At 67.7% G+C, this 14,798-nt stretch carries 8 protein-coding genes; all 8 read left to right on the top strand.

The window, feature by feature from the left end:
- Window positions 1-772, top strand: a 772-nt coding sequence (locus CEK66_RS11450) for a chemotaxis protein CheW (protein ID WP_193312637.1), incomplete at its 5' end; no start/stop codon positions are given.
- Window positions 773-881: 109 nt separating this feature from the next.
- Window positions 882-1,190, top strand: a complete 309-nt coding sequence (locus tag CEK66_RS11445; protein WP_010341777.1) for an STAS domain-containing protein — start codon at window positions 882-884, stop codon at window positions 1,188-1,190.
- Entirely contained in the window at window positions 1,187-1,552 is a 366-nt protein-coding gene (locus CEK66_RS11440) for a response regulator (protein WP_010341778.1), read from the top strand. The genes CEK66_RS11445 and CEK66_RS11440 overlap by 4 nt, the downstream gene beginning before the upstream one ends.
- A 31-nt stretch (window positions 1,553-1,583) precedes the next feature.
- The gene (locus CEK66_RS11435) at window positions 1,584-3,587 is read left to right on the top strand and encodes a chemotaxis protein CheA (RefSeq protein WP_148827701.1); all 2,004 of its coding nucleotides are present in this window, start codon (window positions 1,584-1,586) and stop codon (window positions 3,585-3,587) included.
- Window positions 3,588-4,078: 491 nt separating this feature from the next.
- Window positions 4,079-6,319 carry a methyl-accepting chemotaxis protein gene (locus CEK66_RS11430; RefSeq protein WP_152236990.1) on the top strand — a complete coding sequence of 747 codons (2,241 nt, stop codon included), beginning with the start codon at window positions 4,079-4,081 and terminating at the stop codon, window positions 6,317-6,319.
- A gap of 739 nt (window positions 6,320-7,058) precedes the next feature.
- Window positions 7,059-9,326, top strand: a complete 2,268-nt coding sequence (locus tag CEK66_RS11425) for a methyl-accepting chemotaxis protein (RefSeq protein ID WP_152236989.1) — start codon at window positions 7,059-7,061, stop codon at window positions 9,324-9,326.
- A 465-nt stretch (window positions 9,327-9,791) separates the two neighbouring features.
- Entirely contained in the window at window positions 9,792-12,035 is a 2,244-nt protein-coding gene (locus tag CEK66_RS11420) for a methyl-accepting chemotaxis protein (protein WP_152236988.1), read from the top strand.
- A 383-nt stretch (window positions 12,036-12,418) separates the two neighbouring features.
- Window positions 12,419-14,798, top strand: a 2,380-nt coding sequence (locus CEK66_RS20795; protein WP_152236987.1) for a methyl-accepting chemotaxis protein, incomplete at its 3' end; no start/stop codon positions are given.

Here is a 14,798-nt window from a genome sequence, read left to right as displayed (position 1 = left end):
CGCGGTCCTGGCCGAAGCCGACTCCGATCCGGCCCTGGCCGGCATCATGTCGCAAGCAGCACCGGCGCCCGCCGCGCTGACGCCGGCCCAGCAGGCCGAGCGCCAGGCCGACCTGGACGCGGTCGCGGCGATGGAGCGGCAGCGTGCCGCCGTGCCGCGCGATCTGGCCGCCGAAGACGATGCCGCCGCCGCGCGCGCGGTCAAGCGTCCGCCGATGGCGGTGCCGCCGGAACGCCGCGCCGAAGCCAGCCGCGCCCAGGCCGCCGGCGCGAAGCTGCCGCCGAACCTGCAGGCCTTCATGGCGCCAAGCGTGCCGCATGGCTCGGCCATCGCCCCCGAACGCCTGGCCGAGCGCCGCACCCGCTGGCTGCGCCTGCGCTGCGGCGAGCAGGCCTACGCCCTGGAACTGCTGAAGGTGCAGGAAGTGGTGCTGCCGGTGCCGCTGCTGGCGCTGCGCGGCACGCCGCCGGCCATGCTCGGCATCATGAACCTGCGCGGCCAGGTGGTGCCTGTGCTCGACCTCGGCGTGCACCTTGGGGCGGCGCCGATCGAGATGGACATGCAGACCCGGGTGGTGGTGCTGGAAGAGAACGGCGAGACCCTGGGCCTGCGCGTGTCCGCGGTGGAAGACGTGGCCAGCCTCAGCGACCAGCAGATCGAGCCGCCGGACAATGCCCGCATCTGCCGCATTTCCAACCATCTGTTCCGCGGCGTGGCGCGGCTGGCGCAGCAGCCGATGATCCTGCTCGACGCCGAGCAACTGCTGCACTGACCCGGGCCGGCGGGCGGCAACTGGGAACGGTGCCGCACTTTCCAAGCGCCGCTAAAGCTTTTCAGGCCACGGCCGTTATCTGCCATAGAACCATTGGTGCGGAGCAATGATGAGCACAGTCCCCCTTGGCGAAGATCTCGGTATCGAGACCAGCGCCGACCTGAAACAACGCCTGACCGCGTTCCTTGCGTCGGACGACGTGCTGCGGCTGGACGCCGGCGAAGTCCGCCGCATCCATACCGCATCCGTACAGGTGCTGTGCGCATTCGTCGATGCCCGTCGCAAGGACGGCAAGCGCACCGAATTCGAGGCCTGCAACGCCACCTTTCGCGACGCGGCACGCCTGCTAGGGGTCAGCGAATCGCTGGGCCTTCCTGCAACCCCTGACAATCTGAAATCTGTGGAGAACGCGGCATGAGCGCACGTATCTTGGTAGTGGACGATTCGGCGTCGATGCGCCAGATGGTCTCCTTCGCCCTCACCTCGGCCGGCTTTGCCGTCGAAGAAGCCGAAGACGGCGCGGTCGCGCTGGGCCGCGCCAAGGGCCAGCGCTTCAACGCGGTGGTCACCGACGTCAACATGCCGAACATGGACGGCATCACCCTGATCCGCGAACTGCGGCAGCTGCCGGACTACAAGTTCACCCCGATGCTGATGCTGACCACCGAGTCGGCGGCGGAGAAGAAGTCCGAGGGCAAGGCGGCCGGTGCGACCGGCTGGCTGGTCAAGCCGTTCAATCCCGAACAGCTGATCGCCACCGTCCAGAAAGTCCTGGGCTGATCCCTCCCCTCCTTTTCCGGATTGCCGCCCCATGAGCATGGACCTGCAACGTTTCCACGCCACCTTCTTCGAGGAAAGCCGCGAAGGGCTGGACGCGATGGAAGCCGGATTGCTGTCGCTGGAAGAAGGCAATCGCGACCCCGAGACCATCAACTCGGTGTTCCGCGCCGCGCACTCGATCAAGGGCGGCGCCGCCACCTTCGGTTTCGAGGCGATGGCCGGCCTCACCCACGTGCTGGAGACGCTGCTCGACGAGCTGCGCGCCGGCAAGCGCGAAGTCGAAGCGCACGCGATCGACGCCATCCTCGGCTCGGTGGACGTGCTGCGCGCCCTGCTGCGCGAAGCCGAACACGGCGTCCCGGCCGATCCGGCCGCGGTCAAGGCCGTGCACGAGCGCCTGCAGCACGCGTTGAACGGCGGCCCGGCCGCGCCCACCGTCGCCACCCCGGCGGCGAACCAGCCGGCCGAGCCGGAAGCCTGGCAGATCGGCTTCACTCCGGCGCCGTCGCTGTTCATGAGCGGCAACGACCCGCTGCGCATCATCCGCGAACTCGAACACCTCGGTCCGCTGCAGGTCGCCTGCCGCAGCACGCGTCTGCCCGGCTTCGCCGAACTCGATCCGCTCGAGGCCTACCTGGCCTGGGACCTGGGCCTGGTCGGCAAGATCCCGCGCAGCGCGATCGAAGACACCTTCGCCTGGGTCATCGACGACTGCGAGCTGGAAATCCGTCCGGTGCCGCCGCCGAGCCTGGCCACCGCGCCGGCGCCGGTGCTGACCGCGCCGCCGACCGCCGCCACCGCCGCCCCGGCCGCCGCCGTGGCCGCGAATGCGCCGGCGGGCAATGCCGCGGCCGCGCACGAAGCGGAAAGCTCGATCCGCGTCAGCGTCGACAAGGTCGACGCGCTGATCAACCTGGTCGGCGAACTGGTCATCACCCAGGCCATGCTCAAGCAGGTCTCCACCGGCCTGGACCAGGCCGTGGCCGAGCGCCTGTTCGCCGGCCTGGACCTGCTCGAACGCAATACCCGCGACCTGCAGGAAGCGGTGATCGGCGTGCGCATGCTGCCGGTGGACGCGGTGTTCCGCCGCTTCCCGCGCCTGGTCCGCGACCTCTCCACCCGCCTCGGCAAGCAGGTGCGCCTGCGCACGATCGGCGAGGGCACCGAGCTGGACAAGGGCCTGATCGAGAAGATCGCCGATCCGCTGGTGCACCTGGTGCGCAACTCGATCGACCACGGCCTGGAACTGCCGGAGGCGCGCCGCGCCGCCGGCAAGGACGAGACCGGCACCATCACCCTGGCGGCCTCGCACCAGGGCGGCCACATCGTCATCGAAGTCAGCGACGACGGCGCCGGCCTCAACCGCAACCGCATCCTGGCCAAGGCCGCCGAACGCGGCATCGCGGTGCCGGACAACCCGAGCGATGCGCAGGTCTGGGACCTGATCTTCGCCCCGGGCTTCTCCACCGCCGACGCGGTCACCGATCTGTCCGGCCGTGGCGTCGGCATGGACGTGGTCCGCCGCAACATCCAGGGCCTGGGCGGCGAAGTGCAGCTGGAAAGCGAATCCGGCCGCGGCACCCGCGTGCTGATCCGCCTGCCGCTGACCCTGGCGATCCTCGACGGCATGACCGTGGCGGTGTCGGGCGAGACCCTGATCCTGCCGCTGGCCTACGTCATCGAGGCGCTGCAGCCCAAGGCCGACGACATCCGCACCATGGCCGGCGAAGGCCGCGTGCTGCGGGTCCGTGGCGAATACCTGCCGATCCTCTCGCTCAGCGACTCCTACGGCTTCGGCCGCATCGAGCAGAGCGAAGAACCGCTGGTGGTGGTGGTCGAGGCCGACGGACAGAAGCTGGCGCTGGAAGTGGACGAACTGATCGGCCAGCAGCAGGTGGTGGTCAAGAACATCGAGAACAACTACCGGCGCATCAGCGGCATCTCCGGTGCCACCATCCTCGGCGACGGCCGCGTCGCCCTGATCGTGGACATCGGTGGCCTGGTCCGCTCGCTGCGGGTGCAGCAGGCGGCCTGACCGCCCCGCCCTCCCGCGCAACGCCACACACGAGCCCCGGCAGCGATGCCGGGGCTTTTTGTTTGCGGTGCGCGCCGCAGATCGGCGTGTCTGCGTACGCAGTCGCCAGAAACAGGACACGCACTGCAAGCAGATGCCTCCACGTGGCCCCACATCCGAACTGCAAAGACCGCAACGCGGCCCTCAAGAAAGCGCCAAGGGTGCCGATAGCCCATTGAGCGCACAGTTTTTGTCTACATGTGCGTGCCGGTCCCACCTGGGGAGGTGGAACCGGCGCTTCAGGGGAGCGATCGGAGGAGATGCCGGTCGCTGAAGCCGTGCCGCAGCAACGGGGAAAACGGGTCGTGTGTCGTGTTGGCGTGGCTTGAGCGCATGTTTTCGCATGCCTCTCGCATGTTTTTCGCACTTCATCACAGATGAAACCAGCATTACGACCGGTTTTCCCTGTTAACGAACACGCAGTGACTCGTCCATTTTCAGGGGGTTCCAACATGACGTCGCTCTTGCAACGCTACAACGTGGGCCGCCGCCTCGGCGGCGCGTTCGGCCTATTGATCCTGCTGTCCTGTCTGCTGGTCGCGGCAGGCCTGCTGTCCATGTCGCGGGCGCGGAACGAGCTGGACCGCATCGTCAAGATCAACGTCGAGAAGATCCGCATCAGCAACGGCATGCTCGACGACAACGCCAACATCCTGGTCGCGCTCGGCACCTTGGCAATGGTGAGCAGCGAACAGCTCAACCGGGAAGCACTGGCAGAAATCAAGCAACATCGCGCGCACTACATGGAGATGCGCAAGCAACTCGATGCGTTCCCTTCAACCAGCGAACGCATCCGCACGCTGCGTGCGGAGATCGATGCGCAACGGGCGGTCGCAGGCAAGCTCAACGATCAGGTGATTGCGCTCGGCGCGGCCAATCGCAACGACGAAGCGCAGGCCGTATTGAACGAGAAGGCGCGACCGGCCACAGCCGCCTGGCAGGCCAAGATTCGGGAGAACGCCGATATCCAGGACGCGCAGATGAAGAAGGCCTATGCCACGGCCACCGAGGCGATGACCAATGGCCGCAACATGCTGCTCGGCGGCGGCCTGGCCGTGCTGATCGTCAGCGGCCTGCTGGCCTGGACCATCACCCGCAGCCTGACCGGACCGCTGAACCAGGCCACCCGCGCCGCCGAAGCCATTGCCGATGGACGCCTGGACAACCACGTGGCCACCGAGGCACGCGACGAGCCGGGCCGCCTGCTGATGGCGATGGACGCGATGCAGCGACAGTTGCAGCGCTTCTCCAGCGAAACCTCGCTGATGATCGAACTGCATGCCGACAAAGACATGTCCCACCGCATGCCGCAGGACTTCCCGGGCGTCTACGGCGAGCTGAGCAAGGGCATCAACACCATGATGTTCGAGCATCTGGACGCCATCGTCGACGCCATCGGCGTGCTCAACGAATACGCCAACGGCGACCTGCGCCGCGACGCCCGGCGCCTGCCCGGCAGCCGCGCGGTCCTGCACGAGTCGATGGATGCGGCCAAGGCCAGCCTGTTGGCGATCAACACCGAGATCAAGCGTCTGGCCGCGGCCGCCGCCGCCGGCGACTTCAGCGCCCGCGGCGATGCGGCGCACTTCCAGCACGATTTCCGGCTGATGGTGCAGGACCTCAACGCGATGATGGAGGTCAGCGACCACAACCTGGGCAAGCTGTCGGCCTTGCTGCAGTCCATCGCCGCCGGCGACCTCACCGCGCGCATGGAAGGCGAGTTCCACGGCGTGTTCGCCACCATGCGCGACGACGCCAACGCCACCGTCGAACAACTGACCGGCATCGTCGCTCGCATCCAGACCGCGGCGGTCAGCATCAACGCGGCCTCGACCGAGATCGCCGCCGGCAACGACGACCTCTCGCGCCGCACCGAGCAGCAGGCCGCCAGCCTGGAAGAAACCGCTGCGTCGATGGAGGAGCTGACCTCCACCGTCAAGCAGAATGCCGAGCACGCGCGCCAGGCCAACCAGTTGGCAGCGGGTGCCGCCTCGGTGGCCTCGCAAGGCGGCAGCGTGGTCGGCCAGGTGGTCGAAACCATGAGCGGCATCGAGGCCTCGTCGAAGAAGATCGCCGACATCATCGGCGTGATCGACGGCATCGCCTTCCAGACCAATATCCTGGCCTTGAACGCGGCGGTGGAAGCGGCGCGTGCCGGCGAACAGGGTCGCGGCTTCGCGGTGGTCGCCAGCGAGGTGCGGACCCTGGCCCAGCGTTCCTCGAATGCGGCCAAGGAGATCAAGAGCTTGATCGACGACTCGGTGGACCAGGTGGCCAATGGCTCGACCCTGGTACGCCAGGCCGGCGAGACCATGGCCGAGATCGTGGCCTCGGTACAGCGCGTCACCGACATCATGGGCGAGATCTCGGCGGCCTCGCAGGAGCAGGCGTCGGGGATCGAGCAGGTCAACCAGACCGTCACCCAGATGGACGAGACCACCCAGCAGAATGCCGCCCTGGTGGAAGAGGCCACCGCCGCCGCGCGCTCGATGGAGGAACAGGCCACGCAGTTGCAGGACGCGGTGGCCGTGTTCAAGTTGGATACCCTGCCGGCGATCGCATCGATCGCGGTCGCGTCGACGGCGCGCCCCGCACCACGCAGCGTGCCGTCTGCGCCGCCACGCAAGCCGCGGCCGGCGCCGCAGTCCGTTGCGCTTGCCCAGGCGGCCAGCAGCGACTGGCAGGAGTTCTGAGTCCTCCTCCCAGTCGCGTCGATGCGCGGCCGTGCACCGCACGGCCGCTCGATAGGCGACGCCGCGATGTCGGTACGGGGCAGCCAGGCTGGCTGGCGCCCGCATCGTCTCCATCGACGCGGCGTACGGCAACCACTGCCGGCACAACCGCACTGAGGCGCTCAAGAATCTCCTGCGCCTGTCGATACCAAATCGAGCGCACGCTTTTTGTCTACACCGGTGCGTGCCGACAGGGCCTGGGGAGGTCCGTCGGCGCTTCAGAGGGATCGCTCGGTGCATGCGCCGATCGCTGAAGTCGCAAAACCGAACGGGGAAACCGCAGCCCTGACGACTGTTCCTTTTCGCGCCTGCCTTCGGCACGCGCGCAGCTTCGACTTGCCGTTCCTTGGTCCGTTTCGTCAGCTTGCCTACACCCGGGATCTCCGGCGCGCCACAACACGCGTCGTTCCTTCATTCGTACACGGGGGGCCACCATGCATGCGGTCTTGCGACACCGAAGACGCATCCACCGAGCGATCGACCGACGCCGTCGGCGATTACAGGCGGAACTCGGGCATGCCAACGCCATGGTCACCGTCGCGAGTGCGGCGCTTTCGCACGACCCGCCTGTCGCGTCGCCCGTCATCACGCCATGTGACTGGCGCCGCCTAGAGCGCAGGCCGTCCGCGTCAGCCCACGTCCACCGCCGACGTCGCACCCCTGCGCGCCGAGCAGCCTTTTCGCCCCTTGGAGATATGAAATGACCCGCTTTCTGCAACGCTACAACGTCGGTGTGCGCCTGTCGGCGGCCTTCGGCGTGCTGATTCTTCTTTCGGTGGTCCTGGTGATCATCGGGCTGTCCGGCATGGCCGAGGCGCGCAAGCACCTGGACATGATCGTGCTGGACCGCATGGCGAAGATCGAGTTCAGCAACCAGATGCTCGACGCCAACTCCTCCGTGCTGGTTGCGCTGAGCACCTATACCACCTCCACCAACGCGACGATGCGGCAAGAGGCGCTGGAGACCTTCAATCGGCAGCGCGAGCGCTACGCCGAGGCTCGCGCCAAGATGGACAAGCTGTCCAGCACCGCCGGCGGCCGCGTCATCCGCGCCGACATGGACGCCAAGCGCGCCGCTGCGAAACAGATCAACGACGCCATCGTCGCGCTGGGCGAAAAGGGCGAGAATGCCCAGGCGCTGGAGATGCTCAATCGCGAAGCGCTGCCGGCAACCCTGGCGTGGCAGAGCAAGATCCGCGAGTTCGCCGATCGGCAGAAGTCGCAGGCCGCCGAAGGCTATCAGGCGGCGCTGGACGCGATGCACCGTGGCCGCATGCTTCTGATCGGCGGTACCGTGCTGGCCCTGGTACTCAGCGTCTTGCTGGCGCTGGTCATCACCCGCAGCCTGACCGCACCGCTGGGCCTGGCCACCCGCACCGCCGAGGCCATCGCCAATGGCGACATGCACAATGCCGTGCGCACCGAGGCCCGCGACGAAACCGGCCGCTTGTTGAACGCCATGGGCCGCATGCAGCAGCAGCTGCAGGCCGTGCTGGCCGCGCAGGCCGATATGGCCCAGCGCCACGACGCCGGCCAGATCAGCTACCGCATGGACGAGAGCGTCTTCCCCGGCGACTACGGGCGTATGGTCCGCGACAGCAATGCCCTGGCCGCCGCGCACATCGCGGTGACCGAGCGCCTGGCGCAGATCATGGGCCGCTATGCCATCGGCGACCTGTCCGAGGACATGGATCGCCTGCCCGGCGAGAAAGCCAACCTCACCGAGACGATGGACACGGTCAAGCACAACCTGACCGCGATGAACAGCGAGATCAAGCACCTGGCCGGTGCGGCGGCCGCCGGCGACTTCAGCGTGCGTGGCGACGCCGCGCGCTTCCAGTACGACTTCCGCCTGATGGTCGACAGCCTCAACCAGCTGATGGCCACCGCCGACGGCAACCTGCAGGCGCTGTCGTCGCTGCTGCAGTCGATCGCCGCTGGCGACCTGACCGTGCGCATGCAGGGCGACTTCCAGGGCGTGTTCGCGACCATGCGCGACGACGCCAACGCCACCACCGAACAACTGGCGGCCATCGTCGCGCGCATCCAGACTGCCGCGGTCAGCATCAACGCCGCCGCCAGCGAGATCGCCACCGGCAACGACGACCTTTCGCGCCGCACCGAGCAGCAGGCCGCCAGCCTCGAGGAAACCGCCGCGTCGATGGAAGAGCTGACCTCCACGGTCAAGCAGAACGCCGAACACGCCCGCCAGGCCAACCAGCTCGCCACTGGCGCCGCGTCGGTCGCCTCGCAGGGTGGCACGGTGGTCGGTCAGGTGGTCGAGACCATGAGCGGCATCGAGGCCTCCTCGCGCAAGATCGCCGACATCATCAGCGTCATCGACGGCATCGCCTTCCAGACCAATATCCTGGCCTTGAATGCGGCGGTGGAAGCGGCGCGTGCCGGCGAGCAGGGCCGCGGCTTCGCCGTGGTCGCCAGCGAAGTGCGCACCCTCGCCCAGCGCTCGTCCAGTGCGGCCAAGGAGATCAAGGACCTGATCGACGACTCGGTCGGCCGCGTCGCCCAGGGCTCGGCGCTGGTCGACCAGGCCGGCAAGACCATGCAGGAGATCGTGGCCTCGGTGCAGCGCGTCACCGACATCATGGGCGAGATCTCCGCCGCCTCGCAGGAACAGTCGGCCGGCATCGAGCAGGTCAACCAGACCGTGATGCAGATGGACGAGGCCACCCAGCAGAACGCCGCCCTGGTGGAAGAAGCCACGGCCGCCGCGCGTTCGATGGAGGATCAGGCCGGCCAGCTCAGCCAGGCCGTGGCCCTGTTCAAGATCGACCAGCAGGCGCCGACGGCACCGCGCCGCGCCGCGCCGCCGGCCGCGCTCGCCAGCGCCGGCGCCAAGCGACCGGCCAAGATTCCTGCACCACCATCGGTCGCACGCCGGCCGGTGGCCGTTGCTGCAGCCAAGACCACAGACGTGGTTGCGGGCGGTGGCGACTGGCAGGAGTTCTGATCGCGCTTCACCGCGCATCCCACTGACACGGGTAACGAAGCCCGGGAGCGCCAGCTCCCGGGCTCTTTTTTTGAGTCATTCCACACGGCCGGAGGCGAATCGACGGGCGTGGCGCCCGGAAAAGCGCGACGCCTATCCCTGTCGGAGTGAAGCCAACGTGAAGCGAATCTAAATCCGCACCATCCCGCCTTAAAGAACAGAGCGCACACGCCGATACGGCGGGAGCACACACAAATTGTCTACGAATTTGAACAAGAGTTGCCACAGGGCGACTGAAGCAAAGAAACGCCAAATCGCCGAATAAGTTTCAATCGCGAACATCTATTAAATTTACAAAAACTATCAATTTCATTCTTTCGATGTGCAGACGAAATAGATAGGCACCGCCCAGCGCCTCCGCGGACATCGACTCAGGCAAGGGGTACGCCATCCCCAACGCTTCACTTTTCCTCCAGGACCACGACGATGACGCTCAAGAATCTCAGTCTTTCCGCCAGGCTCGCGCTCAGTTTCGCGATCATCGTGCTCATCACGGTGATCATCGGCTCGATCAGCCTGAGCAGCCTCTCTTCGCTCAACAACGCCGCCGACATGAACGACCATACCTACAAGGTGATGGCCACCGGCGACATGATGGAAATCGATGCCCTCAACGTCGAGACCGGCTCGCGTGGCTATCTGCTGGCGGGCGAGCAGCAGCATCTGCAACCGTTCACCACGGGCGTCGCCGAATTCGAAAAGAACTTCGCCGAGGCCAAGCGCCTGACCGCGGACAATCCACGCCAGCAGGCGCGGCTGGAGAAGGTGCACGCGGCGTTCGATGACCTGGTCGGCATCGAGAAGCAGATCATCGCGCTGCGCGCCCAATCCGACGACCCGGCAAAGATCACCGCGGCGTTCGGCCAGGCCCGCGACCGCAAGGCGATGCAGGAGATCCGCGGCCTGCTCCGCGACTTCACCAACGAAGAGCGCGGCCTGCTGGCCAAGCGCACCGACACCCTGATCGCCGTGCGCGCGCAGAACAAGTGGGCGGTGCTGCTGGGCAACCTGCTGGTGATCGTGGCCGCGATCGGCATGGCGATCGTGATCCGCCGCCAGTTGCTCAAGCGCCTGGGCACCGCGATCGGCGTGGCCGATGCCATCGCCCGCGGCAAGCTCGACAATGCCATCGACCTGCGCAGCAAGGACGAGGCCGGCGTGCTGTTGCTGAGCATGGACAAGATGCAGAGCCAGTTGCAGGCGGTGCTCGCCGCGCAGGCGGAGATGGCCCAGCGCCATGACGCCGGCCAGATCAGCTTCCGCATGGACGAAACCGTGTTCCCCGGCGACTACGGCCGCATGGTCCACGACAGCAATACGCTGGTCGCCGCGCACATCGCGGTCAAACTGCGCCTGGCACAGATCATGGGCCGCTACGCCATCGGCGACCTGTCCGAGGACATGGACCGCCTGCCCGGCGAAAAGGCGGTGCTGACCGAAACGATGGACACGGTCAAGCACAACCTGACCGCGATGAATACCGAGATCAAGCACCTGGCCGGTGCGGCGGCCGCCGGCGACTTCAGCGTGCGTGGCGATACCGAGCGCTTCCAGTACGACTTCCGCCTGATGGTCGAGAGCCTCAACCAGTTGATGGCCACCGCCGACGGCAACCTGCAGGCGTTGTCGGCACTGCTGCAGTCCATCGCCGCCGGCGACCTGACCGCGCGCATGCACGGCCAGTTCCAGGGCGTGTTCGCCACCATGCGCGACGATGCCAACGCCACCGCCGAACAGCTCGCGGCGATCGTCGCGCGGATCCAGACCGCGGCGGTCAGCATCAACGGCGCCGCCAGCGAGATCGCCGCCGGCAACGACGATCTGTCGCGCCGGACCGAACAACAGGCCGCCAGCCTCGAAGAAACCGCCGCGTCGATGGAGGAACTGACCTCCACCGTCAAGCAGAACGCCGAGCACGCCCGCCAGGCCAACCAGCTCGCCACCGGTGCAGCCACGGTTGCCTCGCAGGGCGGCGCGGTGGTCGGCCAGGTGGTCGAGACCATGAGCGGGATCGAGGCGTCCTCGAAGAAGATCGCCGACATCATCAGCGTCATCGACGGCATCGCCTTCCAGACCAACATTCTTGCCTTGAATGCGGCGGTGGAAGCGGCGCGTGCCGGCGAACAGGGCCGTGGCTTCGCCGTGGTCGCCAGCGAAGTGCGCACCCTCGCCCAGCGCTCGGCCAACGCCGCCAAGGAGATCAAGGGTCTGATCGACGACTCCGTCGGCCGTGTCGCCCAGGGCTCGGCGCTGGTCGACCAGGCGGGCAAGACCATGCAGGAGATCGTGACCTCGGTGCAGCGCGTCACCGACATCATGGGCGAGATCGCCGCCGCCTCGCAGGAGCAGTCCGCCGGCATCGAGCAGGTCAACCAGACCGTCACCCAGATGGACGAAACCACCCAGCAGAACGCCGCGCTGGTCGAAGAAGCCACCGCCGCCGCGCGTTCGATGGAAGAACAGGCCGGCCAGCTGAGCCAGGCCGTGGCGGTGTTCAAGATCGAGGCGAGCAGCGCCCCGCTCGGCCATCCGGCTGTCCCCAGCGCACCGAGCCGCCCGGCCGCCCGGTCGGCGGCCAAGCCGGTGGCCAAGCCCGCCGCCCGTCCGGTCCGGCAATCGGCCCGGCCGGTCGCGGTCGCGGCGGGCGACGACAGCTGGCAGGAGTTCTGAGCACGCGCCGTCGCCGCCGGTCCGCGTCGACGGCCCCGGGAGCGATCGCTCCCGGGGCTTTTTCGTTGTCATCGTCCTGTCGGCCGCCGAGCCGCCTTGGTCGTGCGGCTCGGCGCCGCGCCCGACGCTCGACCTGCCGTGATCGGGGAACGATCGCGATGCGGTGCCGTCCAACGCGACCGACAGAGCATCCGGTTCCGGCCCCATGGCCGGTGCCGGGGCGCGTGTGGCGTTGCACCACAAACACGCCCTACATTTCTGGGACGCCGTGCCGATAACCGGAAGGTCGCGCACGTCTCCGCTCCGGTCTGCTGTGCCCGCAGGCAACAGGCTCCGGTCCACGACAGCGCGATCTTTCCCTCCTCTCCATCGAGACGACCGCGATGTCCACGACGTCCTCCACTCGCCCGAGCAGTGTCGCCACCCGCCTGATGCTCGGCGTGGCCGCGATCGCCCTGCTGTGCTTCGGCATTACCGCCGCCATCATCTACGCCCGCAGCAGTTCCGCCCTGCTCGCCTCCGCCAAGGTCGGCATGACCGACACCGCGCGCCTGGAATCGGAGCGCATCGGCAACACCATCGGCGCCTCCGCGGTCTCCAACCAGGCGCTGGCCAATGCCCTGCTCGCCCAGCGCGGCCACGACAAGGCCCGCGAGTTGTTCAGCGACAGCCTGCGCCGCGAACTGCAGCAGCATCCGGACTGGACCGGCATGGGCACGCTATGGGAACCGCAGGCGCTGGACGGCAAGGACGCGGACTATGCCAACAGCGCAGGCCATGACGCCAGCGGCCGCTACATGGTGTACTGGTCCTGGCAGAACGGGAAACTGGTGCGCGATCCGCTGCGCGACTACGACGTGGCCGGCGCCGGCGACTGGTATCTGAATCCGCGCAAGCTGCTGCGGCCGACCGTCGCCGAACCCTACGATTACGAGATCGCCGGCAAGAAGGTGCTGATGACCACGGTCAGCACACCGATCCTGGAAGACGGCAAGTTCCTGGGTGTGGTCACCACCGATTTCGGCCTGGCCACGCTGCAGCAGCGCGTCGCCAAGCTGCGCCCGCTCGGTGCCGGCCACGTCCGCCTGCTCTCGCCGGGCGGCGTCATCGTCGCCGACCGCGATCCGGCACTGGTCGGCAAGAAGCTGCAGGATCCGGCCACCCGCGCCTTGCTGGCCGAGATCGCCCAGGGCAAGACCGTCGACCGCGACACCGTCGATCCGCAGACCGGCGCCACCGACGTGGAAGTGTATGTGCCGCTGCAGATCGGCCAGGCCCAGGAGCGCTTCGCGCTGGGCGTGGCGGTGCCGAAGGCAGTGCTGATGGCGCAGGCGCGCAGCCTGCTGTGGACCATCGTGGCGGTCGGCCTGTGCGCCGCGCTGCTGCTCAGCGGCGGACTCTACCTGCTGCTGCGGCGGCTGGTGGTCAAGCCGCTGGCCAGTGCGGTGGAAGTCTCCAGCGCGGTCGCCGCCGGCCGCCTGGACAGCCGCATCCAGTATCCGCGCAACGACGAATTGGGGCAGCTGCTGGGATCGCTGCAACGCATGCAGCAGCAGCTGCGCGCGGTACTCGACGCGCAGAAGGAGATGGCCCAGCGCCACGACGCCGGCGAGATCAGCTACCGCATGGACGAAGCGGCCTTCCCCGGCGACTACGGGCGCATGGTCCACGACAGCAACGCCCTGGCCGCCTCGCATATCGCGGTCAAGATGCGCCTGGCGCAGATCATGGGCCGCTACGCCATCGGCGACCTGTCCGAGGACATGGATCGGCTGCCCGGCGAAAAGGCGGTGCTCACCGAAACCATGGACACGGTCAAGCGCAACCTCACCGCGATGAACAGCGAGATCAAGCACCTGGCCGGCGCCGCCGCCGCCGGCGACTTCAGCGTGCGTGGCGACGCCGAGCGCTTCCAGTACGACTTCCGCCTGATGGTCGAGAGCCTCAACCAGTTGATGGCCACCGCCGATGGCAACCTGCAGGCGCTGTCCACGCTGTTGAAAGCGATCGCCGCCGGCGACCTGACCGCGCGCATGCACGGCCAGTTCCAGGGCGTGTTCGCCACCATGCGCGACGACGCCAACGCCACCACCGAACAGCTGGCCGCCATCGTCGCGCGGATCCAGACTGCCGCGGTCAGCATCAACGGCGCCGCGGCCGAGATCGCCGCCGGCAACGACGATCTGTCGCGCCGGACCGAGCAGCAGGCCGCCAGCCTGGAAGAGACCGCTGCGTCGATGGAAGAGCTGACCTCCACGGTCAAGCAGAACGCCGAGCACGCCCGCCAGGCCAACCAGCTCGCCACCGGTGCAGCCACGGTCGCCTCGCAGGGCGGCGCGGTGGTCGGCCAGGTGGTCGAGACCATGAGTGGGATCGAGGCCTCGTCGAAGAAGATCGCCGACATCATCAGCGTGATCGACGGCATCGCCTTCCAGACCAACATCCTCGCCTTGAACGCGGCCGTGGAGGCGGCGCGTGCCGGCGAACAGGGCCGCGGCTTCGCCGTGGTCGCCAGCGAAGTGCGAACCCTCGCCCAGCGCTCTGCCAATGCCGCCAAGGAGATCAAGGGCCTGATCGACGACTCGGTCGGCCGTGTCGCACAAGGTTCCGCCCTGGTCGAACAGGCCGGCACTACCATGCAGGAGATCGTCGCCTCGGTGCAGCGCGTCACCGACATCATGGGCGAGATCTCCGCCGCCTCGCAGGAGCAGTCCGCCGGCATCGAGCAGGTCAACCAGACCATCACCCAGATGGACGAGGCCA

The sequence above is a fragment of the Xanthomonas sp. LMG 12460 genome (assembly GCF_009192895.1).
Lineage (GTDB): Bacteria > Pseudomonadota > Gammaproteobacteria > Xanthomonadales > Xanthomonadaceae > Xanthomonas_A > Xanthomonas_A sontii.
The sequence above is the reverse complement of the archived record's forward strand: the minus strand, read 5'-3'. Positions and strand labels throughout refer to the sequence as shown.